This is a genomic window from Lentzea sokolovensis, assembly GCF_033949975.1.
GTDB classification, from domain to species: Bacteria; Actinomycetota; Actinomycetes; order Mycobacteriales; family Pseudonocardiaceae; genus Lentzea; species Lentzea sokolovensis.
The window spans coordinates 164,443-186,133 of the sequence record NZ_JAXAVU010000009.1 but is presented as its reverse complement, the minus strand read 5'-3'; the positions used below and the strand labels follow the sequence as shown (position 1 = coordinate 186,133).

Annotated in this window: 23 protein-coding genes and 1 tRNA gene; 9 read left to right on the top strand and 15 right to left on the bottom strand. The window is 68.5% G+C overall.

The annotated features are described in order from the left end of the window. Positions 1-4: 4 nt before the first annotated feature. The 5 genes from SK854_RS18250 to SK854_RS18230 all read right to left on the bottom strand — a co-directional run bounded on the left by SK854_RS18250 (position 5) and on the right by SK854_RS18230 (position 5,272). Positions 5-2,371 (bottom strand): glycosyltransferase family 4 protein, encoded by a 2,367-nt coding sequence (locus SK854_RS18250; protein ID WP_319976302.1) that lies wholly within the window; start codon positions 2,369-2,371, stop codon positions 5-7. Continuing rightward, positions 2,368-3,456, bottom strand: a complete 1,089-nt coding sequence (locus SK854_RS18245; RefSeq protein WP_319976301.1) for an acyltransferase family protein — start codon at positions 3,454-3,456, stop codon at positions 2,368-2,370. Before SK854_RS18245 ends, SK854_RS18250 begins: the two co-directional genes overlap by 4 nt. Further along, positions 3,453-4,343, bottom strand: a complete 891-nt coding sequence (locus SK854_RS18240; protein ID WP_319976300.1) for a hypothetical protein — start codon at positions 4,341-4,343, stop codon at positions 3,453-3,455. Before SK854_RS18240 ends, SK854_RS18245 begins: the two co-directional genes overlap by 4 nt. Next, entirely contained in the window at positions 4,340-4,948 is a 609-nt protein-coding gene (locus SK854_RS18235) for a hypothetical protein (RefSeq protein WP_319976299.1), read from the bottom strand. Before SK854_RS18235 ends, SK854_RS18240 begins: the two co-directional genes overlap by 4 nt. A gap of 240 nt (positions 4,949-5,188) precedes the next feature. Next, positions 5,189-5,272 carry a hypothetical protein gene (locus SK854_RS18230; protein ID WP_319976936.1) on the bottom strand — a complete coding sequence of 28 codons (84 nt, stop codon included), beginning with the start codon at positions 5,270-5,272 and terminating at the stop codon, positions 5,189-5,191. 49 nt (positions 5,273-5,321) lie between these two features. Between SK854_RS18230 and SK854_RS18225 the strand changes: the two genes are divergently transcribed. After that, the gene (locus tag SK854_RS18225) at positions 5,322-6,287 is read left to right on the top strand and encodes a hypothetical protein (RefSeq protein ID WP_319976298.1); all 966 of its coding nucleotides are present in this window, start codon (positions 5,322-5,324) and stop codon (positions 6,285-6,287) included. 28 nt (positions 6,288-6,315) lie between these two features. After that, positions 6,316-6,609, top strand: a complete 294-nt coding sequence (locus tag SK854_RS18220; protein WP_319976297.1) for a hypothetical protein — start codon at positions 6,316-6,318, stop codon at positions 6,607-6,609. 130 nt (positions 6,610-6,739) lie between these two features. Here SK854_RS18220 and SK854_RS18215 read toward each other — a convergent pair whose 3' ends face one another. Genes SK854_RS18215 through SK854_RS18200 form a run of 4 tightly spaced genes read right to left on the bottom strand, consistent with a single transcriptional unit; the run spans position 6,740 to position 11,021 of the window. Then, positions 6,740-7,096 carry a septal ring lytic transglycosylase RlpA family protein gene (locus tag SK854_RS18215; protein WP_030480284.1) on the bottom strand — a complete coding sequence of 119 codons (357 nt, stop codon included), beginning with the start codon at positions 7,094-7,096 and terminating at the stop codon, positions 6,740-6,742. A 45-nt stretch (positions 7,097-7,141) separates the two neighbouring features. Continuing rightward, complete coding sequence (locus SK854_RS18210) at positions 7,142-7,534, bottom strand: contact-dependent growth inhibition system immunity protein (protein ID WP_319976296.1); 393 nt, start codon at positions 7,532-7,534, stop codon at positions 7,142-7,144. A 28-nt stretch (positions 7,535-7,562) separates the two neighbouring features. Then, entirely contained in the window at positions 7,563-8,192 is a 630-nt protein-coding gene (locus SK854_RS18205; protein WP_319976295.1) for a hypothetical protein, read from the bottom strand. 39 nt (positions 8,193-8,231) lie between these two features. Beyond that, the gene (locus SK854_RS18200; RefSeq protein ID WP_319976294.1) at positions 8,232-11,021 is read right to left on the bottom strand and encodes a BTAD domain-containing putative transcriptional regulator; all 2,790 of its coding nucleotides are present in this window, start codon (positions 11,019-11,021) and stop codon (positions 8,232-8,234) included. A 57-nt stretch (positions 11,022-11,078) separates the two neighbouring features. Here SK854_RS18200 and SK854_RS18195 point away from each other — a divergent pair, with 57 nt between their 5' ends. Next, positions 11,079-12,125, top strand: a complete 1,047-nt coding sequence (locus SK854_RS18195; RefSeq protein WP_319976293.1) for a cytochrome P450 — start codon at positions 11,079-11,081, stop codon at positions 12,123-12,125. On the opposite strand, the gene SK854_RS18190 is transcribed toward SK854_RS18195, so the two are convergent. Then, a complete protein-coding gene (locus tag SK854_RS18190) occupies positions 12,100-12,528 on the bottom strand; it encodes an OsmC family protein (protein WP_030480288.1) in 429 nt (142 codons plus the stop codon). The two genes, SK854_RS18195 and SK854_RS18190, sit on opposite strands and share 26 nt — an antisense overlap. 125 nt (positions 12,529-12,653) lie before the next feature. On the opposite strand from SK854_RS18190, the gene SK854_RS18185 reads away from it, so the two are divergent. Then, positions 12,654-13,559: a S66 peptidase family protein gene (locus SK854_RS18185; protein ID WP_319976292.1), complete on the top strand. Its 906-nt coding sequence runs from the start codon at positions 12,654-12,656 to the stop codon at positions 13,557-13,559. 45 nt (positions 13,560-13,604) lie between these two features. On the opposite strand, the gene SK854_RS18180 is transcribed toward SK854_RS18185, so the two are convergent. Together SK854_RS18180 and SK854_RS18175 are read right to left on the bottom strand one after the other, a co-directional pair. Continuing rightward, positions 13,605-13,677: transfer RNA gene (locus SK854_RS18180), tRNA-Gly, on the bottom strand. A gap of 33 nt (positions 13,678-13,710) precedes the next feature. Then, complete coding sequence (locus tag SK854_RS18175; RefSeq protein ID WP_319976291.1) at positions 13,711-14,109, bottom strand: DUF7674 family protein; 399 nt, start codon at positions 14,107-14,109, stop codon at positions 13,711-13,713. Positions 14,110-14,268: 159 nt separating this feature from the next. On the opposite strand from SK854_RS18175, the gene SK854_RS18170 reads away from it, so the two are divergent. The 4 genes from SK854_RS18170 (at position 14,269) to SK854_RS18155 (ending at position 17,481) form a co-directional block, all read left to right on the top strand. After that, positions 14,269-15,585, top strand: coding sequence for a sigma-70 family RNA polymerase sigma factor (locus tag SK854_RS18170; RefSeq protein ID WP_319976290.1), 1,317 nt, complete (start codon positions 14,269-14,271; stop codon positions 15,583-15,585). A 94-nt stretch (positions 15,586-15,679) separates the two neighbouring features. Next, positions 15,680-16,117, top strand: coding sequence for a DUF983 domain-containing protein (locus tag SK854_RS18165; RefSeq protein ID WP_319976289.1), 438 nt, complete (start codon positions 15,680-15,682; stop codon positions 16,115-16,117). A 15-nt stretch (positions 16,118-16,132) separates the two neighbouring features. Next, positions 16,133-16,999: an Fpg/Nei family DNA glycosylase gene (locus SK854_RS18160; RefSeq protein ID WP_319976288.1), complete on the top strand. Its 867-nt coding sequence runs from the start codon at positions 16,133-16,135 to the stop codon at positions 16,997-16,999. Between the two features lie 35 nt (positions 17,000-17,034). Beyond that, complete coding sequence (locus SK854_RS18155) at positions 17,035-17,481, top strand: hypothetical protein (RefSeq protein WP_319976287.1); 447 nt, start codon at positions 17,035-17,037, stop codon at positions 17,479-17,481. Positions 17,482-17,490: 9 nt separating this feature from the next. Here the strand turns inward: SK854_RS18155 and SK854_RS18150 are convergent, their stop codons facing one another. The 3 genes from SK854_RS18150 to SK854_RS18140 are packed head-to-tail and all read right to left on the bottom strand — an operon-like array spanning position 17,491 to position 20,185. After that, positions 17,491-18,072, bottom strand: a complete 582-nt coding sequence (locus SK854_RS18150) for a LutC/YkgG family protein (RefSeq protein WP_319976286.1) — start codon at positions 18,070-18,072, stop codon at positions 17,491-17,493. Further along, positions 18,069-19,496: a LutB/LldF family L-lactate oxidation iron-sulfur protein gene (locus tag SK854_RS18145; protein WP_319976285.1), complete on the bottom strand. Its 1,428-nt coding sequence runs from the start codon at positions 19,494-19,496 to the stop codon at positions 18,069-18,071. The genes SK854_RS18150 and SK854_RS18145 overlap by 4 nt, the downstream gene beginning before the upstream one ends. Further along, on the bottom strand, positions 19,478-20,185 hold the full coding sequence (locus SK854_RS18140) for a (Fe-S)-binding protein (RefSeq protein ID WP_319976935.1): 708 nt from the start codon (positions 20,183-20,185) through the stop codon (positions 19,478-19,480). The genes SK854_RS18145 and SK854_RS18140 overlap by 19 nt, the downstream gene beginning before the upstream one ends. A gap of 111 nt (positions 20,186-20,296) precedes the next feature. On the opposite strand from SK854_RS18140, the gene SK854_RS18135 reads away from it, so the two are divergent. After that, positions 20,297-21,559 carry a sensor histidine kinase gene (locus tag SK854_RS18135; RefSeq protein WP_319976284.1) on the top strand — a complete coding sequence of 421 codons (1,263 nt, stop codon included), beginning with the start codon at positions 20,297-20,299 and terminating at the stop codon, positions 21,557-21,559. Positions 21,560-21,691 lie beyond the last annotated feature (132 nt).

Here is a 21,691-nt window from a genome sequence, read left to right as displayed (position 1 = left end):
CGGCCTATCGGACCGTTGGGCCGGATGCCCTATAACGCTCTACCTGACTGACCACTCGCAGTATCGCTTTGCGCAAAACCGGCGTCACACCTCGGCCCGCCGCCGGATCCGGCTCCGGAGCGGCGGGCGCGGCCGGTTGAGAGCGCTCCCGCCAGGTCCGCAGCGCTTCCCCGACCTGGTCCCGGATCCACTCCGCGGCGGCTTCGGTGCCGCGCGTGCGACGCAGATGCTCCCGCGCGGCCAGCCCGCGTTCGGCTGCTCGTGCGGGATCGTCCGCGACCTCGCGCATCGCCTGGGCGGCCGCGTCGAGATCCGGTTCGGCCCAGTGCGCGTCGGATGGATACGGCGCGGCGTCCGGCCCTACCTCAACGATCTCGTACGGCACCGGCCAGCAGTTCACCGGGTCCACGAACTCGGTGGTGCCCGAGTAGTCGGTGCTGATCACCGGGATGCCCATGGACATCGCCTCGGCGACCGTGAAGCCGAAGCCTTCCGAGCGGTGCAGCGACACGTAGCAGTCGCTGTTCGCGTACAGGTCGTGCAGTTCCTGCGCGGTCAGGTACTTCTCGATCAACGTGATCCGGTCGTCCTCGGCGACGGCGGCCCGCAGCCGTTCGGCGGCCGGGACGTGCTGCTTGCCGTTGATCACCTTCAGCACCAGCTCGACGTCGTCGCGTCCGGGGAAGGCGCGCCGGAACGCCTCGATGGTGCCGAGCGGGTTCTTGCGCTTGAAGACGCTGTTGAAGTCCATCGCGAAGAGGAACCTGGTGCGCCCGCCGGGTTTCTTCGCAGCCGCTTCCCTGCTCCTGACCGGAATGGGGAACACCTTCACCGGCTTGTCGGTGTGCGCGGCGATCGCCTCGCGGCAGAACTCGCTGATCGTCCAGATCTCGTCGACGCTGCCGTACGCGTGCATCGCCTCGGGGAACTCGTCGAGCTCCCACGACCACACACCGATCTTGTGCCGCCCCTCGGCGACCTCGGGGTGCGCCTGCAGCACGGCCTGGGTGAGGTCGGCGTTCACGCAGAGGACGCTGACCGGGAACCGCGGCCTGCTGACGTCCTCCGGAGCGTCGATGCCCAGTTCGTTGACCACGAACTCGTCCTCGATCACCGACGCCGTCGGCACGTTCGCCGCCGCGAGTGCGTCGTGCAGCGAGCGCCCCAGCTCGCCGACGCCGAGCACCGCGGTGAGGTGTCCGAGCAGGTTGACCCCGAACTCGTCCACCGCCGGAGCGATCGGCGGGGGCGGCGTCGGGATCGCCCAGGACGGCAGGTCGCCGCCCGGCACCCCGAACGCCCGCAACCAGTCCAGGTAGCCGGGGTTCGTCGACTCGTTGTAGTAGCCGCGCAGGTCCGCCCGATCGCGCCAGATCGCGGCGGCCCACCGGTTCAGCGTGCCGAGCTCGGGTTCGGTGAGCCAGTCGCGGAAGGCCTTGCCGCTGAACGCGTGCGGCACCTCCTCGTCCTCCTCTGCCGCGGCCTGCCGGTAGATCGCGCGCACCAGCGGCGTGATCGCCGTGCCGTCGGAGAGCTCACTGAGCCACGACGGCGCCACGTCCTCCGGCGCGATGTACCCGGCCTCCGTCAACGCCGCCGCGTACCGCACGACCACCGGCGCGAGTCCGGGCTGTGCCGAGAGCAGCGTGCGAGGCCGCGCGTTGAGGTGCGTGCTCAGCAACCACGGCCTGGTCGCGTCGAACCCGAGGAAGTCGATCACCTGGGTGTCGGAGCCGACCTCCCGTTCGAAGGCGTTCCACACACCGATCGTCTTCTTGGCGACGTGATGCGCCCGCTGGCTCACGGCCTGGTCGAACCACGCCTGATCAGCCCAAATGCCACGACCGAGGTCGATGGCGTGGAACGTCCGGACCGCCTCCGCCCAGCTGTCCAGGAACTCCACCGCACTCTGCGAGACGACGACGAAACCGGGGTCGAACACGCCCGTGCCCACCAGCCGGCCCTCGTCGGACTTCACGTCGTCGAACGGCTGATGGAAGTGCGGCGACACCACGAGCGCGTGCTCGCCGCTGAGCAGATCACCCATCGGCGCCAGCACGAAACTCGACGACGTCAGATGCACGGCGACATCGGCTTCGAGGAGAAGCTCCCGCAGCAGCAACGGCTTCAACGCCTCGGCGAGCTGCTCCGGCGGATAGGCCGTGGCCAGCCCGAAGTAGTCGTCCTCCGGCACCCCGATCGCGCCGGGACCCAGCACCGTGATGCCGTCCTCCGAGCGGGCACCGGGTTCGGCGTCGAGCACGGCGATGACGAACCGGCTACCGGGGTGGTGCTCCAGGTACGACTTGGCGAGCACCGTCGCCAGTGGCAGACCGCTCTCCCTGGTGATCGTGCAAGCGACCGCGTTCATGTTCCCCAGTTCCCCACGAGTTCGGGCTTGGCCGTGCGTGCCTTCGTCCGGCGGCGGTACCACCGCGCCACCGGATCCTCCACGAACCGGTACAGCAGTTCCGACGCGACTGCCACGCAGAGCAGAGCGAATGCGACCGTCAGCCACGATCCCACAGCAGGTGTGATCACGCGGAAAAGCGCGAAGCTGATCGGGATGTGCACGAGGTAGGCCGCGTAGGTCCGCTTGGCGATCGCCGCGACAAAAGGTGACCGGACGAGCTTCCCGTCCGCGCGGATCGCCAGCAGCACGATCAGCACGACGATCAGCAGCGTGCGCGGGAACGCCTGACCGTTCGGCCACACCTTGCTGGTCAGATCCGCCTGGACGAAGAGCAGGAAGTGCAGCGTTCCGAACGCGACACCGGCACCGGCGGGCAGCTTGCCCAGCCGGACGAGCGAGATCAGCTGGCCGATGAACAGCACCGGCAGGAAGGTCGCGATCATCCGCACCGCGGTGGCGGGCGCGGGGTCGTCCGGCGGGGTGATGGACAGCAGCACCGACACGAGCGCCACCGACAGCGCGGGCGGCAACCACGGCCACCGCCTGAGCAGCGGGATCGTGGCGGCGACGAAGAGGTAGAACACCACCTGGACGATGAGGGTCCACACGACGGCGAGCACCTGCGCGGTCTCCGGCACGGCGTACTGGACCAGCAGGAGGTTCCAGAACAGGTCGTCGAAGTCGGGGAGCCTGTTGATGTTCACCCACTGCCAGGACGCGAAGGCCCAGGCGAGCAGGGTGGCGATCCACAGGGAGGGCAGCAGCCTGGCCGCGCGGGCGCCCAGGAACTGACCGGTGGTCTCGCGGAACGAGACCTGCGTGACGACCAGGCCGCTGATCAGCATGAACACGCTGACGCCGACGAAGCCCAGGTTCGGGTTCAGGTGCAGCGGTCCGATCAGCACGCCGTCGACGGCGTCGCTGGCACCCCAGGGCTCGTTGCTGACCTGCATCCACCCCGCGTAGTGGTTGTAGATCACGACGACGCTCAGCAGGACGCGCATGAAGTCCAGGCCGTGCATGTACCGGGGCTTGCCCGTCATGGCGCACCACCCAGCAGCGGGTAGCCGATCACGCCGGCCAGCACCACGAGCCAGATCGCGTGGTCGGCGAGCCAACGCACGGCAGCATGTCCGGCAAGCCGTCGCGCGGTCTCACCGCTGACCACGACGGCCACCGCGACGAGCAGCGCGGCGATCAGCGAGGCCACCGGGTACCACCACTGCGCGAACTGCTCGTTCGTGTTGTTCAGCCCCAGCACCGGAATCGCGCAGAGCATCGCGATGCCGGACGCGATCCACGTGGGGATCACACCCCGGCTGTGCAGCGCGATGACCTGACCGAAGATCACGAGCGGGTAGAAGACCAGGACCAGTGCCGCCCTGCTCGTCGGTGCGACAGCGACCACGACCGTGACGACGATGATCTGGGCGATCGGGACGACGACACCGAAGCGGCGGGTGAGTTCCGCCGTCGCGACACCGACCAGCTGAAGCAACACGACCCAGGCGAGCGGCACGAGCAGCGGCGCGTTCGTGACGAGCTGGCTGACCAGCGAAAGATTGCCCGCGAAGTCCAGCAGCGAGGTGCCGGCGGTGTCCGGTGAGGTCCAGATCGGCACTCCGAACGTCACCAGCGCGGCGGCGAGTCCGACCGCGATGCCAGCTGGCAGGTAGGTCCGCTGCAGCCTGCTGACCAGCGGAGACCGGTCGAACGTCGCCGTGTAGCCGGTGGTCGCCAGCAACACGAGAAGCGCGAGCGGCCCGAAGTCCTCGCCGAGTCCGAGCGGCCGGTTGAGCACGGCGCGAATGACCGCGAGGTCGAAGTGCTGACCGATCAGGTAGGCGTAGACGGCCAGCAGACCCGCGCCTGCCTGCAACAACGTGACGGCAGGCACGATCGTCGTGCGCTGGGGTGCGGTCACGGTCATATCGGCTGCTCGTCCGCCGGCGACCGTTCGATCTGCCGGTCCAGCAAACTCATGACCCGTGCGGTGACCGCGTCACCGTTGTCGCCGTACCCCTCGATGCGCAGCACGTCCTGACCACGCACGTAATGCGCGTGGAAGGTGTTCCCGCTCCGGCGGAGCAACACGTCGGGATGCGAGGTCTTCACCAGTTCGTGCTGGCCCGCGGCGTAAAGACCGTCAAGCGCGCCGAACAGCCCCCACGGCGAGTCACCGTGCTGAACGCCGAATCGCCACAGCCCGAGCGTGACGCCTTCGTCCAGCGTGATCGTCGCCTCGACCTCCGTCACGCCACCTTCTCGGACGATCTCCATCTCGGCCGGCGTCAGCACGTTGCCGCGCGCGAACCTCTCCACCGGCCCGTCCCGGTCGAACACGACCTGACCGGTCAGCTTGACCAGCACGTTGGTGTCCACGAGGTAGGGCAGCCGCGGCGTCGGATCGGCGGCCTGCATCGTCTTCTCGAACCGCGAACCGTCTCCCCACACCGCCCACGTCACCCCGCTGACGGCGGCGAGGAGCGCGAGCACGGCCACGACAGGCGCGGCACGGCGGGCGCGAGCGGACATGACGGAACTCCCCAGAAAACTCGTTTCAGCGATTCTCGCTGATCAACACATCGTCTGGTGTCCGAACAAGATGGATTCATGTGCTAACTCACATCATCGGTGCCGCGTCCCTGCGATGCAGGTCATGGCCCTGTCCGGTCGCCCGACGGTTCAGTCGGCGACCGCGGCGGACGCGTTACCCGGCTCAACGCGAAGAGCGGCTGATCCGCCCCTGTCCGGAGCAGTTCAGCCGCTCTTGCGCTACTTGCCGCAGTGGTAACGACATGCGGCGATCCTGATCTCATCGCCCGCGACCTCGTAGACCAGTCGGAGCTCGTCGGTGATGCGGTCCTCCGTCTGCCACCCCTACCGCCCTCCTGGCAGGATCGGGCGGATGAGTGCCAAGGCCGGCTTCTTCGCCGACGTCGTGCAGACCGGCACCGTCCTCGGGCTCGACGCGAACCTGGGCCCGGACGTCGCGGCCGAGGTCATGGGCGGGCTCGGCGGGGAGAACCGCGGCGGGCGCACGTACTGGCGGTCCTACGGGCTGGTCGAGGTCGGCTGGTACTGGCGGGAACGCGAGCTGGGCTGGCAGGGCGAGCACCTCGCCGTGCAGGCGCATCGGCTGGAGTACGGCGACGAGTGGCTGGACGACGCCGTGGCCGCGAAGTACGGGCGGTTCGGCGGGGTGGTGATGTTCGACGAGGTCGCGGCCGAGTTGGGACGGCGTGGGGTCGAGCTGGTCGCGGTCGGTGGGGTGGAGTTCGGGCATCAGCTGTACTGGCAGCCGGACGCTCAGGTCACGGTTCACGTGGGGGTGGATCCCGAGTTCCGGCCCGGCAGCGTGCGGAAGATCTTCACGGCGTTCGGGCAGGATCTGACGATCTCGTTCGACGGTGACCACCGGGTGGTGTGGCGGCAGGTGAAAGGGCTTGCCGCGATGCCGGTGGAGGAGAGGATCCGTTGGGCTGAAAGGCAGGCGCCGGAGGACTTTCGGTCATGGTGGCGTTATTGCGCGAGGTTGTTGGCCGCGCGCACGGCTTCGCACGACGAGGTGCCTGAACGGCCGAGGTTCGTCGAGCTCGCCTTCTGGATGTGGGACCACGGCGTCGCGAAGGGTGTGTACACGCCCAAGGAAGTCGCTTACCTGCGTGCGGGGTTCGCCGCGCGCGTTGAGGAGCTGTACCCGGAACTCGCGCTTCCGAGCCATGACGAGCTGGTCGGCGCGTGTCTCGACCACGTCAGCGAACCGATGGCGCGGGACGACAAGAACCTCATAGACGCCGCGAGGTTGTTGCGGCACGGGCTCAGCGACACGAGCCGGTTCGACGCGATCTACGAGCGCCGCAGAACCGTCTGATCAGCAGAAGATCAGTCCACACTGCTTGGTGGTCGTCGTCGTGGTCGGCGGCCTGGTGGTCGTCGTGGTGACGGGCGGCGGCGCCTTGGTGGTCGTTGTCGTCGTCACGGCCGTTGTGGTCGTGGTTGTCGTCGTAGTCGTTGTCTTGGAAGAAGAAGACGGCGCTGACGACGAGCTGGACGCCACTGTCTGTGACGGGGCATCGGACTCCGTCGGGATCAGCGAAGGCGTGTTGATCAGTGAGACTCGGGCCGGTTTGTCGCTTCCCGGCCCTGCCGGATCGCCCGACGCGAGCGATCCGACAAGCGGCGCTAGCACGTAAAACGCGGCGACGACCGCACCCAGGAGAGCCCCGGTCGCGAGCCGTCCCGGCCCACTCATCGCCGCCAACACCCCGATTGCCTATCCCGTTCACTCGATTGGGTCAAGCGAACCGGTTGTTTTCGGTTCAATCAAACCTTGGTGACTGTCACGCCGACTACGCCCTGTGACAAGGGTGCGATCGTCTTGAAGGCCTTCGGGGTCAGGTCGACGCATCGGCCGGTGATGAACGGGCCGCGGTCGTTGATCCGCACGGTCACCGTCTTGCCGTTGGAACGGTTCTTCACCTTCACGCGCGTGCCGAACGGAAGCGTCTTGTGCGCGGCCGTCAGCTTGTTGGGGTCGAAGCGTTCGCCGCTGGCCGTCGTGCCGCCCCCGGAGTAGTAGGAAGCCTTGCAGGTCTCGGCAGAAGCCACGGGGGAGAAGAACACAGCGGTGGCGGCGAGAGAGGCCAGCGTGAGGCCGGCGGCCGCGAGAGTCTTTGCCATGGTGCAAGGAACTCAGGTCCCGGCAAAGACTCGCCTAATGCGCGCCTAACCGGGAAACTGCTCGGCCGCGGACACCAGGAGGTGCCAGTCGCCGTCCGGCAGCGTGCGAAGTCGATCAAGAATTCCCGACATCCTGGCCAGTAACTCAGGGTGATCAGCCCAGAAGGAGTGATCTACTCTCAGTAGAGCTGCGAGCAGGTCACCGGGGTACAGGGCGACCGAGCGCAGCGGGTCGCACTCGACGTGTTCCAGCGCCAGCAACGCGGTCACGTCGAGCCCCACCTGATGCGTCACGAGCAGGTGCAACGACGTCGGCGTCAGCTGTCCCACCGGCAGGTCGCGCAACGCGCACAGGTCGCGGTAGAGCTGGGTCGACGACGAGTCGGGTCTGCGCCAGTCGTCCTCGCTCAGGTGCGCGAGCGTGTTGTCCCGGTCCACGCACCCATGGTCCACGCAAAAGGACGCCCTAGCGGGCTGACTGAGGCAACGGTTCGGCATTGGGCGACTGCCAGCCCACGCGGACGAGCACCTCGCCCTCGTGCAGCAGCACCTGCGACGCCAGGCCCCACACCGTCGACGCCAGCAGCACGCCGCTCACCGCCTCGCCCACGCTCAGCCAGTCGTGCCCGACCATCCGCAGCAGGACGCCGTTGCGCCGCGCCACCAGTTCGATGTCGCAGTTCTCGGCGCGGGCCGCGTGCAGCAGCCACGTCAGCGCCGAGTCCGGCACCTCGTCGGCCGAGTAGGGCCGCGGATCGGCCCTGCGCAACGAGATCGCCGCCGCCGGGGCCACCTCGCACGAGAACGGGTCGAGCTCCCAGCGCGGGTGCACCGACGCGACCTGGCCGTCCGGGTGAGGAGTCCGCAGCACGTGGCAGTCCCAGCCCATCGCCGACAACGCGACCCGTACGTGGTGCAGCACCGCACCACACGCGAGCAACGCCGTCTGGTCAGTACGTGTCGTCACGAGCTCAAGGCACTCGTTGCCAGTTCGCCATCGCCACGGCGGAACGATGCCGAACGACGGTGCCCTGGCGGCGAGTTTCAGCACTTCCTCGACGGTTCCCGCGTCGGGAGTGCGCACGCTGGTCCTCATCCGGCCAGCCTGCTCACGCCCGGTTGCACGGAACCTGCGTCACGACTGCGCGGCCGCGATCACCGAGGCCACGGTCATCGCAGCACCGCGCGTGAAGTGTTCTTCGTACGCTTCCGGTCCCAACGCCTGCCGGCACAGCGCCACGCATTGGTCGTGCGAAGCGGCGAAGTTCGCGGAACCGAACAGCGGCAACCCGACCGACTGCCACACCCGGTCCGCGCCACCCAGCAGCAGCGCGGCGTGCGAGGCGGACCCGGTGACCACCGAGATCAGCGCCAGCAGTTCCACGGACACCGCGATGCCCAGCAGGTCGTTGAACTTCTCCTTGATGCGCAACGCGGTGGTGGCCAGCTCACGGGCCCCGGCGACGTCACCGCGTCCCATCGAGACGAAAGCCAGGACGTACAACGCGAACGCGCGCGCCCACAGCTCACCGTTCTCCTCACACACCTCCCGTGCCTTGGTGCAGATCTCCGCCGCACGGTCGAGTTCGCCGCCGAACGCCACGGTGATCGCCAACGCCACGCGTGCCATGACCACGTTGCTGTCCATGTGCCCGAGTTCGGCGTGCCGCCGGTCGGCCTCGGCCAGCAACGTCGCGCCCAGCGGCAGGTCGTCGTCGAACACGGCCGCCGCGCCCTGCACGTAGGTCGCGTAGACGTCGGCGTCCTCGTCGTCCAGCAACGCGGCCTCGGTGCGGCACTGCTCCAGCAACGCCGGCACCGCGGAGGTGTTGCCCTGCAACGTCGCCAGGTAGCCGGTGACCCACAACGCCTTGCAGCGTGCCCGCGACGGCTGGGTCTCGAGCGACAAGGCCCAGTTCAGCCAGTGCCTTCCCTCGGCGAACCGCCCGCAGCCGACCCAGTAGAACCACAGCGTCGCCGCCAGCCGCAGCCCCGCGTCGGCCTCTCCCGGTGTCGTCAGGGAGTGCTCCAGCGCCGCGCGCAGGTTGCCGCGTTCGGCCGTCATCGCTCCGACGGTCGCGGCCTGCCGTGGCGTGAACCAGGCCCGTTCTCCTTGCAGGGCAATGCCTGCGTACCAGTCGCGATGGCGAGTCTTCAGCCGTGGCTCTTCGTCGCCCGCACGCAACCGCGTCTGCCCGAACTGGCGCATGGTCTCCAGCAACCGATAGCGCGCCACGCCCGCGTGTTCTTCTCGCTGCAGCACGGACTTGTCGACCAGTCCGTCGACCGCGTCGAACATGAAGTCCGCGGTCAGCGACTCGTCGGAGCACACCGCCTCGGCCGCGGCCAGGTCGAAGCTGCCGGCGAAGACCGACGCCCGCGCCCACAGCAGCTGCTCGCGCGGCGAGCAGAGGTCGAAGCTCCACTCCATCGTCGCGAGCAGGGTCTGGTGCTGCGGCAACGCGGTGCGCCCGCCGTCGGTCAGCACCCGGAACCTGTCGTCCAGCCGTTCCAGCAGCTGCGCCGGCGTCAGCGCGCGGACCCGCAACGCCGCCATCTCGATCGCCAGCGGGATGCCGTCGAGCCGTTTGCACAGGTCCGTGACGGCCTGCTCGTTCGCGCGCGTGATGACGAACGAGCCGGGAATCGCCGCATCGGCCCGTTGGGCGAACAACGTCGCCGCGGGATAGGGCACGGACAACGGCGCCACGGACATCACCTGCTCGCCATAGACCCGTAGCGCGCGGCGGGACGTGGCGATGACACGGAGATTCGGAGCCACCCGCAGCAGCGTGTCGACCAGGACCGCGCAGTGGTCCACGACGTGCTCGCAGTTGTCCAGCACCAGCAACGCGTCCTTGCGGACCAGGAACTCCGTGAGCACGCTCAGCTGCCCGCGTCCCGTCTGGTCGACCACGCCCAGCGCCTCGGCGACCGCGTGGGGGACCAGGGCGCGGTCGCGCAACGCCGCCAGCTCCACCAGCCACACGCCGTCCGGTGGCTGCTCGGCGCGCGCCACGTGCACCGCGAGCCGCGTCTTGCCCACCCCGCCGACGCCGATCAGCGTGACCAGCCGGTGCTTCCTGATCAGGTCGGCGACGTGCTCGGTCTCCGGGCGGTCCACGAAGCTCGACCGGTCGGCGGGCAGGTTGCCGCGCACCGGAACCGGCGTGCGTTCGGGCAGGTCGAGGCGTGGATCAGCGGTCAGCACCGCCTGTTCGAGGTCGCGCAGCCGCGGGCCGGGCTCGATCCCGAGTTCGTCGACCAGGGCACCGCGCGCCCGTTGGAACGCGGCCAGCGACTCGGCCTGCCGTCCGCACCGGTAGAGCGCGATCATCAGCTGTTCCCACAGCCGTTCGCGGAACGGGTGCTGCTCCACCAGCGAGTTGACCAGCGGCGCCACCGCGGCGTGTTCGCCGAGCGCCAGCGACGCCTCCATCAGGTCCTCGGTCGCGTCCATCCGCAGGTCGGTGAGCCGCGCGGACTCCTGCCGGGTCCACTCGCCCGGCCGGCAGTCCGCGAGCGGGTCGCCGCTCCACAACGCGAGGGCCTCACGCAGCATCTTCGCGGACTGCAACGGTTCTTCGCTATGCCGTGCTGCTGCGACGAGCGCCTCGAACCGTGCGGCATCAACCGTGTCCGCAGGCGCGTTCAGCACGTAGCCCGGCTCGCGGGTGGTGATCAACTCACCGAGTCCGGCGTCGCGGATCTGGCCGCGCAGACGGGCGAGCAGGCTGTGCAGGGTCTTCGTGGCGGTCGCCGGCGCCTCGTCCGACCAGAGCGCGTCCACGAGCGCACTCCTCGGCACCGTCTCTCCCGGGTTCAGCGCCAGCCGTGCCACCAGGGTTCTCTGTCCCGCACTGCTGAGCTGGACTGCTCCGTTCGGACCGGTGAGTTCGAGCGGTCCGAGCAGCCGGATTATCACGTTTTTCGTCCTGTCGTCAGCCCCCGACAAAGGCTGGAACCGCGCAAAGATATCGCAATGGAATTCGACCCGAGAATCAACGCCCAGCGCGTCACCGCATACGCCGACCTGCGTGCCGTGCTGGCTGATCCGGTGACGTTCTCCTCCCGGAACATGACAGGTCCGCAGGTCGCGGCCGTGGCGGCGATGATGCCACCGGAGCAGCGGCGATTGCTAGAACTCATGTCCTCGCTCAACGCGGCCGACGGCACCAGGCACGCCCGAATTCGTGCTGCGGCGAATCAGAAATTCACTCCAACGGCCGTGCGCCAAATGGCTGACACAATTAGGGAACGCGCAAGGACTCTGCTCGACGAACTACCGGAAGAAGCCGATTTCGTCAGTCAGTTCGCCGCGCCGTTCGCGTTGGGCGTCGTCGGAGACGTGCTCGGCGTGCCGGAAGCGGACTTCCCGCTGTTCCGCGAGTTCGTGGCACCGGTGCTGGAACTGACCAGCGGCGAGGAGGTCAGCGAGCGCGTGCTCGGGTCGTACTTCGCCGGGATGAACGAGTTCTGCGCCTACTTCGCCCGCTCGAACGCGTTCAGGGGCGGGCAGCTGTCCGAGCAGGAACGGCTGTCGCTGTGCCTCGCGATCGTCGTCGCCGGGACCGACTCGACCACGAACATGCTGGCCAGCATGTTCCTGAGACTCGACGCGAAGGAACGCCGATTGGGCGGCGTGGTCGAGGAGGTCGTGCGCCTGGACACGCCGTTCATCGGGTTCTTCCGGACGGCGACGTGCCCGGTGTCGATGGGCGGGGTGAAGATCGCCGAGGGCGACCACCTGTTCCTCGACTACGCGGCGGGCAACCGCGACCCGAAGGTGTTCACCGAGGACTTCGACCCGGGAAGGCCGTCCGTGCCGGGCCATCTCGGCTTCGGGCACGGACCGCACTACTGCCTCGGCGCCCAGCTCGCGAAGCTGGAGGGCCGGATCGTCGCCGAAGAGCTGCTCGACCGCTCGTCCGAGGTGGCCGAGCAGCCCGGCGACGTGCGCTACCGCAGGCACCTGATCAGTCACGGGCCCGCGGCGCTGCGATTCAGACCAGGGCAGCGTCGAGGGTGATGTTCTCGACGGCCGCGAGCGCCTTGGAGACCGGGCAGTTCGCCTTGGCGCCCTCGGCGGCCGTGACGAAGTCCTCCTGGGACAGGCCGGGCACGTTGGCGCGGACGGTCAGGTGGATGCCGGTGATGCCGACGCCCGCCTGGAAGCTCACCTCGGCCTTGGTGTCGATCGAGGTGGGCGGGGTGCCGGCACCGGTCAGGCCGTGGGACAGCGCCATCGAGTAGCAGGCGGAGTGCGCGGCGGCGATGAGCTCCTCGGGGCTGGTCTTGCCGCCCGCCTCCTCGGCGCGCGCCTTCCAGTCGATGTCGAAGCTGCCGCTGTTGGAGGTGGCGAGGCTGACGTTCCCCTTGCCCTCGACGAGGGAGCCTTCCCAGTGAGCGTTTGCCGTCTGCTTGATGGCCATGATCTCCAGGTCCTTTGTCGAACGGGCTCGATCAGGTTGATGCGAGCGGACTCCACCACCCTTTCACGGGCGGGCTCGGAGATCACCCCGAGAACCACTCGACTCCGCCTGCGAGAGTCTGTCGTGTGAACGTCGTGCTGCCACCGCGTGTCGTCGCCGGGGATCGGGTTCGTCTCGTCTCGCCCGCGAGCTACCCGAGTGAGGACGAGCTCGCGGAGTCCGTGCGGACTCTGGAGAGCTGGGGACTGGTCGTCGAGGTGGGCGAGCACGCGCTGGACCGCCACGGCTACCTGGCGGGCCGGGACTCCGATCGGCTGGCCGATCTCGACGACGCCTACCGCGATCCCGGAGTGCGGGTGGTCATCGCCACCCGAGGAGGCGCCGGCGCGTACCGCATCGCCCACGAACTCGACTTCGACGCCGTGCGGGCCGACCCCAAACCGCTGGCGGGGTTCAGCGACATCACCAGCCTGCACCTGGCCCTGTGGCGGCACTGCCGAATCGCCGGGATCCACGGTTTCCTGGCCGGCGCTCGCTCGGCGGCCTCGACGCGGTCGTTGCTGATGGAGACCGAACCCGCCGTGCTGCGTCGCGACCAGGAGGCGCTCACAGCGGCGGTTCAGGTGGGCGGTGTGGCGACGGGCAACCTCGTCGGCGGGCATCTTGGCACCCTCGCCTGGTCCGTGGGCGCCGGTCTGCCCGAGCTGGACGGCGCGATCCTGTTCCTGGAGGCCCCGCGGGCGGTCGGGCTGGGACACGTCGACCGGCAGCTGACGCAACTCATCCGGTCGGGCTCGCTGCGCGGACTGCGCGGGGTCGCGCTCGGCCGGTTCCCGGGGTTCGAGGACTACACCGACCGCGACTGGACCGTCCTCGACGTTCTGCGCGACCGGCTGGAGCCTCTGGGGGTGCCGGTGATCGGCGGCATCGACGTCGGCCACGGCGACCACCCGTTGTCCATCGCGCTTGGACCAATGGCCGAGTTGGACGCCGACTCGGGCACGCTCACCGTCGGCCCCGCGGTCCGCTGAAACGAAAGAAGTCCGGCACCCAATGGGCACCGGACTTCTTTCGAGAGCGGATGACGAGACTCGAACTCGCGACCCTCACCTTGGCAAGGTGATGCGCTACCAACTGCGCTACATCCGCACTGCCTTACGGGAGAGAACTATACAACAGGGGTCAGACGGCATCTTGCGAGGGGGGTTCCAAACCGGCCAGCAGTTGATCTACCTCGTCCAACTGCTCCTTCGGCCAGCGCCACTCCCACAGCGCCCGCACCTTGGGCAGCACGTCGACCGGCAACCACGCGGCGACCTCCTCGCGGAGGTCCCAGTCGTCGAACACGTGCTCGTAGAAGCTGATCAACGCCGCGTTCTCCAGGAACTGCTCCGGCTGGTGGAAGCACCAGTGCGCGAAGCCGTACACGCGCCGGAGCACGTCGTCGGCCTGCTCGCGGTGCGCTTCCTGGGCCAGCTGGTACAGCTCGGAGAAGAAGACGTGGCAGGACCACTCCTCGGTCTCGGCGACAGCCCGAAGTTCCGGCACGAGGGCCGAGGCGCGTTCTCGCCAGTCCACCACGGGCGTGACGATAGTCGCTGGATCTTCTTCCGCCGACGGGCCGACGCCCACCTGTGACCGTCCTGTCACCGAATGCGTTGCGCTGATCAGCCCACGCCGAACGGATGGTCTTGTGTATCGACCTGTTCTCGACGAGGAGCAGGTCTGGCCCCTTGTGGCATGTTGAAGCCTGTGATGGTCGACGAGAACGAGGTCGACCGGGACCTGCTCGCCAGAGTGCGCGAGGGAGATGACTCGGCCTACGGCGAACTGTTCTCCCGGCATGCGGACGCGATCCGCCGTTTCTCTCTCAGGCACGTCCGCGAGGCGGCTGAGGCGGACGACCTCACCGCTGAGGCGTTCTTCCGGATGCTGCAGGCGATTCGCCGCGGCAGCGGTCCCACGGACCACGTCCGCACCTACCTGCTGACCGTCGCGCGCCGCGTCGCGTGGGAGTGGAGCGGGCGGCGCCGGGACGTGCCCGTCGAGGACGAGGAGCTGGGCCGGCGCGTCGAACCGGTGAGCGACAACGCGAACAGCCGGGCCGAGCACAACCTCATCACCAGGGCTTTCTCCAGCCTGCCCGAACGCTGGCGGGTCGTGCTGTGGCGCGTCGAGGTGGAGGGCGAACGCCCCGCCACCGTGGCACCGCACTTCGGACTCTCGCCGAACGCCATGTCGGCGTTGGCCCGCCGTGCGCGCGAGGGGCTGCGTGCGGCGTACCTGCAGGCTCACCTCGCGGCCGACGACGGGCGTTCGTCGTGCGCGGCGATCCGGTCGAAGCTCGGCACCTACACCGCGGGCGGCGTCCAGGGCGTCGAGGAACGCCGGATCCGCGCCCACCTCGACACCTGTTCTGCCTGCACCCAGCTCTACACCGAGCTGAACGAGGTCTGCGCGACGCTGCGCGCCAACTCGGCGTTGCTGATCGTGCCGACCACGCTCGGGCTCGCGTTCGCCGGGAAGGTCTTCTTCACGAAGGCGAAACTGGCCGTCGCGGCGGCGAGCGTGGCGACCATCGGCCTGTTCGGGACGATGGCCGCGGTGTTCAACGGCGGCCCCGGTGTCGCCGTGCTGCAGCCGGACCAGAACCCGGTCGTCGCGATGAACACCTCCGGTTCGACGAGCTCCGAGCACAGCCAGGAGCTCGTGGTCGCCCAGCCGCCGCCCCAGGGGCACCAGCAGCAGCCGCAGGAGAACGTGATCAACCCCGGCGGCGGGCAGCGGCAGGAGACCGTGCGCAGGACGACGTCCGTGCCGGTGCCGACCAGCGACCAGCGCCAGGACCCGCCGGTGGAGCGGGCGGAGAAGATCGTCGAGTCGTCGAAGCAGGCCGAGGTGGTCAGCTCGGCGCCGACCTCGAGGCGTGAGATCACGTCGCTCGACACGCCGTCGGCGTCGTCCGAACCGTCGACACCGCCTTCCGAGCCGTGCTCGACGCCGCAGACCACGGCCACGACGATCACGCTCTACCCGAAACCGGCACTCGAAAACTGACGGTGACGATCAAGCTCAGCCGAGTTCACCCACAAGGCTCTGCCTCCGCCAGGTACGGTTTGTCCAAGACCGACCGACTGTGGGAGACGGGTACATGACGCGGCTGGTGCGCGGTGCTGACGGGCGGATGTGGACTGTCCACAGCCGCATCGAGTGGCGCAACCCGGTGGAGTCCGACGACTTCGAACACGACGTCAGCGGTGGTGTGCTGCCCGGGATCATGATGGCGGGCATGCTCGCCGTCATGGTGGTCGTGCTGATCGCCTGGACGCCCGAGCAGGTCGTCGTCCCCGCCTGGCTGATCCTCGCGCTGATCTTCCTGTTCCTGTTCTTCCCGGTCCGCTGGGCGCTGCGCCGCCCGCACACGCTGGTCGCGGAGAGCAAGGCCACGGCCGACGAGCTGCCACCCGAGCGGTGGATCGGCTCGGTCCGCGGCCCGATGGCGGTGCGCCAGGAGGCCTCCCGCGTCGCCCGCACGATCGAGATGCACTCGCTGCCGGACGTCGAAGGTCCGCTGCAACCCGTCGACTGATGCGACACTGGTCTGGTGCCCGAGCTACCTGAGGTAGAAGCACTGGTCCACCACCTGCGCGAGAACGCGGTGGGCCGTGTGGTGCACCGCGTCGACGTGGCTTCACTGCAGGTCCTCAAGACGTTCGACCCGCCGTGGACCGCGCTGCACGGTCAGGAGGTCGTGGCCGCGCACCGGCACGGCAAGCACCTCGACCTGGAAGTCGCGGACGGCCTGCACCTGGTCGTCCACCTCGCCCGCGCCGGCTGGCTGCGCTGGGCGGACACCATGTCCGCACCGCCGCCCAAGCAGGGCCGCGGACCACTGGCGTTGCGCGTGCACCTCGGTCCGCCTGGCCAGGGGCCCGGGTTCGACCTGACGGAAGCAGGCACGAAGAAGGGCCTCGCCGCGTGGATCGTGCGCGACCCGAAGACCATCGCGAGCGTCGCCAGGCTGGGCCCCGACGCGCTGGGGATCACCCGCACGCAGCTGGAAGACCTGTTCGACAAGCGGACCGAGCGGCTCAAGACGTCGCTGACCGATCAGACCCTGATCGCGGGCATCGGCAACGCCTACTCCGACGAGATCATGCACATGGCCCGGCTCTCGCCGTACGCGACGACGGGCAAGCTGAACTCCGAACAGCTCGACCACCTGCACGAGGCGATGCTCACCACCCTGACCGATGCGGTCGCACGGTCCGTCGGTCAGGACGCGGCACGCCTCAAGGGCGAGAAGCGGTCGGGGCTGCGGGTGCACGCGCGCACTGGGCTGCCATGTCCCGTGTGCGGCGACACGGTTCGCGAGGTGTCGTTCGCGGACAAGGCTTTCCAGTACTGCCCGACGTGCCAGACCGGCGGCAAGCCGCTGGCCGACCGCCGGTTGTCCCGCCTGCTCAAATAACCGCTGCTTAACCGGCCCGGCCCACCCTCAGGCGTATGACACGTCTGAGGAAAACCGTCGCCGTCGTGGCGGCCGCCGCCGCGGCCCTCGTCCTCGCGCCGATGAACGCCCACGCGGCCGAGTACGGGTGCACGGGCTCGTTGATCGACACCTACAAGGTGATGTCGCGCGTGCCGAACCACCTGAGCACGATCCGGCTCTACTACAACTCCAGCACGGGCTACAACTGCGCGGCCAACGTGAAGACGGCCTACTACTCGCAGTTCAAGCACCAGGCCAGCATCAGCATGTACAACCAGGACTTCCGCGAGGACGACAACAACCGCCCCGGCTACAACAACGACTTCGACTCCGGCAACTTCCAGTACTACGCCGGCCCGGTCAAGGTGTACGCCAAGGGCAAGTGCGTGACGATTCGCGCGATCACCTACTACTACGACGAGATGGCCATCAAGGACGCCGCCGGAGTCCACTGCGGTTGATGTCCGGGGCTAGACGACGATCAGGACCTCCAGGGTGCGGGGGCCGTGGACGCCCTCCACCCGGTTGAGCTCGATGTCGCTGGTCGCCGACGGGCCGCTGATGAACGTCAGCGGCCGGGTGGACTCCAGGCGCTGAAGGGCTTCCGGGACCGACGCCGCGATCTGGTCCTGGCGAACCACGCACAGGTGGTAGTCCGGGAGCAGGGTGAGCGCGCGGCGTCCCTGGGCCTCGCTGCCGTCCAGCACGATCGTGCCGGTGTCCGCGATCGCCACCGCGCATCCGGTCAGCACGCCGTCCGCCTGGTCGAGCTCGTCGATCGACAACGGCTCGCGCAGCCACGTGACGCCGTCGATCAGCCATTCGTCCGGGAGGCCTGATGGTGCGACGATTCGCTTGCCCTTCAACGGTTCCAGCGCTTCGGGGACGTTCGTGACGGTGTGCACGATCGCGCGGTAGTCGGCGACCCGTTCGGCGAACAGCTCGACGCCGCCGGGGCCCTTCTGGTTGTAGCCGCGGACGACGGGCACGGCCGCCGGTACTTGTGCGTTGCGGATGCGCTGAAGGATCTCTTCTCGTGCGGCTGTATTCATGATTCTTGGCAACGGTTCTTCCTCCACCAGGCGCGGAACGACTCGGACGGCGGTGCGGGCACGTCGCGGGAGGACGTCCACTTCGAGCCCGGCCACGGCAGCGACGTGATCTTGCCGTCGCGCGCCAGGAATCGGGCGAGAGAACCGGCTTTCTGCGCCTTCTCGTAGCGCGAGGCCTCCCGGAACATCCACGCGGCGGCCGACATCGCGACGGACTCCGCCGTGCGGCCCTTGGCTTCCACGACCTCGGCGCGCAGATGGGTCAGCACGGACGGGATGTCGATCCGCACCGGGCAGACCTCGAAGCACGCGCCGCACAGCGAAGAGGCGTAGGGAAGCGAGGCCGCCAGCGGGTCGTGCAGGTCGCCCATCAGTTGCGGCGTCAGGATCGCGCCGATCGGGCCGGGGTAGACCGAGCCGTACGACTGGCCGCCGGTGCGTTCGTAGACCGGGCAGACGTTGAGGCACGCCGAGCAGCGGATGCACCGGAGTGCCTGGCGCCCAACGGAATCCGTCAATGTCGCCGTGCGGCCGTTGTCGATCAGCACGAGGTGGAAGTTCTGCGGGCCGTCGCCGGGGGTCACGCCGGTCCAGACCGACGTGTACGGGTTCATCCGTTCCGCGGTCGACGAGCGGGGCAGCAGCTGCAGGAAGACTTCGAGGTCCTGCCACGACGGCACGAGCTTCTCGATGCCCATCACGGTGATCAGCGTGTCCGGCAGCGTCAGGCACATCCGGCCGTTGCCCTCGGACTCCAGCACCACGATCGACCCGGTGTCGGCGACGGCGAAGTTCGCGCCCGAGATGGCGACCTTGGTCGTGAGGAACTTCTGCCGCAGGTACACGCGCGCCGCCTCGGCGAGGTCCGCCGGTTCGTCGGAGACCTCGACCCCCATGCGGCGCTGGAAGATCTCGCGGATCTCCGAGCGGTTGCGGTGGATCGCGGGCACCAGGATGTGCGACGGCCGGTCCTCGCCCAGCTGCACGATCAGTTCGGCGAGGTCGGTCTCGATCGCGCGCACGCCACCGGCTTCGAGGGCCTCGTTGAGCCCGATCTCGGCCGTGGCCATGGACTTGACCTTGACGACCTCGGTCGCCTGCTCGGCCCGGCACAGGTCGAGCACGATCCGGTTGGCCTCTTCGGCGTCCCGGGCCCAGTGGACGACGCCTCCGCGTGCCGTGACCGACTCCTCGAGCTGCACCAGCAACGTGTCGAGGCGCGCCAGGACGTCGTCCTTGATCTGCTCGCCGGCGACCCTGAGCATCTCCCAGTCGGTCATCTCGGCGACCGCGGCCGCCCTGCGTCCCCGGATCGTCCCGGTGGCCTTGCGCAGGTTCTGCCGCAGCTGCGTGTCGTTCAGCGCCTCTTTCGCGGCCTTGGGGAACGTCGGGCTGCCCAGCCACGTCACGGGGTTGCGCGCCACGGGTCCTCCTCCGTCGAAGCCAGGATCTCCGCCAGGTGCACCGGCCGGACGCCCGCGCGCAGTCGCGAGAGCCCGCCTCCGATGTGCATGAGGCAGGAGTTGTCGCCGGCGCACAGCACCTCGGCGCCGGTGTCGAGCACGCACCGCATCTTGTCCGCGAGCATCGCCGTGGACGTCTCGGCGTTCTTGATCGCGAACGTGCCGCCGAAGCCGCAGCACTGCGTCGAGTCCGGCAGTTCCACCAGATCGAGTGCCTTCACGGCCCTGAGCAGCGCCAACGGCTTGTCGCCGACCCCCAGCATGCGCAACGAGTGACACGTGGGGTGGTAGGTGACCCGGTGGGGGAACCAGGCGCCGACGTCGGTCACGCCGAGCACGTCGACGAGGAACTCCGCGAGCTCGAAGGTGCGCGGCGGAGACTCACCGAGCGTGGGATGGACCTCACGGACCATGCCCGCGCATGACCCGGATGGCGCAACCACGTAGTCGTAGCTGCCGAAGACGTCGGTGTACTTGCGCGCCAGCGGCTTCGACAGTTCCCGGTAGCCGGTGTTGAAGTGCATCTGGCCGCAGCACGTCTGATCGAGCGGGAACTCGACCGTGCAGTCGAGCCGCTCCAGCAAACGCACCACGGCACGGGCCGTCTGCGGGAAGAACGTGTCGGTCAGGCAGGTCGCGAACAGAGCCACTTTCACGGGCACACCCTCTCCCCAAATTCATCGGATGTCTACCCGGATCGGTGGACCGTCCGGGGGTACGCCGGGCGCGCCTCTTGCTATAGGGGTGCCCCACAGCACAGCATGTGCACCGTGGGCGACCTGTTGACCGAGCGCGCTGTGCTCGGCGTCATCGCGACCCTGGCCGTTCTGGGCCTCTTCGTGATGCTGTGCCGCGCTCGACGAGTCAGCACCTCCGTCGAGGATGCTGTGATGGACATGCTCGACCGGATGTCCAAGGCGTCGAGCGACCTCCGCGCGGGCCTGACCCAGGAGGCCGCCGACAAGGCCACACCGCACCTGCGCGAGATGCTGCGGTGCGTCGCGGTCGCCATCACCGACGAAGAGGGCACCGTCCTCTCCTGGGACGGCGGCGCGAACGACCACTACGAGTACCTCCGCGACACGGTCGCCCGCGCCATCAACAACTGCCACAAGGAACACGTCGACCACCGCAAGCTCGGCTGCGAACTGCAGGGCCCGTGCTCCCTGCACAGCGTTGTCGTGGTGCCGCTGGTTGTCGAGGGAGACGTCGCCGGCACGTTGATCGTGGTCTCCGGCGTCGCGTCGAAGCGCCAGATCCGCATGGCCGAGGAGACCGCCCGCTTCGTCTCGACCCAGCTCGAACTGGAAGTCGTCCAGAAGCAGCGCCAGGCGCTGGCCCAGGCCGAGGTGAAGGCCCTGCGAGCCCAGATCTCACCGCACTTCGTCTACAACGCGCTGAACACGATCTCGTCGCTGATCCGCACCGACCCCGCGCACGCCCGAGAGTTGCTGCAGGAGTTCGCGGAGTTCACGCGCTACTCGTTCCGCACCGACGGCTTGTTCACGACCCTCGCCGACGAGTTGACCAACATCCATCGCTACCTGACCATCGAACAGGCCCGCTACGGCGCCCGGCTGAGCGTGCGGCTGCGCATCGCGCCCGAGGTCCTGCAGGTGGTCCTGCCGTTCCTGGTCCTGCAGCCCCTCGTCGAGAACGCGGTGCGGCACGGCCTGGCCAAGAAGCCCGGCGGCGGCATGCTCACCATCACCGCCGAGGACAACGGCAACGAGGCCCTGATCAGCGTCGAGGACGACGGCGTCGGCATGGACCCCGACCGCCTCGACGACATCAAGGACGCCCACCAGACCGGCGCGCACGTCGGCATCGGCAACATCAACGACCGCATGCGCACGGTGTTCGGCGCCGAGTACGCGTTGGTCGTGGAAACGGCCCCGAACGCGGGCACGAAGGTCATCCTGAAGGTGCCGAAGTTCGCCCGCAACGTGCTGCCGAACCTGAACATCGGGTCGCAGATGACCGACGAGCCGATGACGGCCGAGCAACCGGCGATCCGCGCCTGAACTTGCACGGTCAATCATGCTCAACCCCGGCGTGAATCGTGCCGATTGTGGTGTTGACCAATGAACAGCCGGCCGTTTGACCGAACAGACGCCGCCCGCGAGCAAAGGCCATCATCCAGTGCACGAACACCA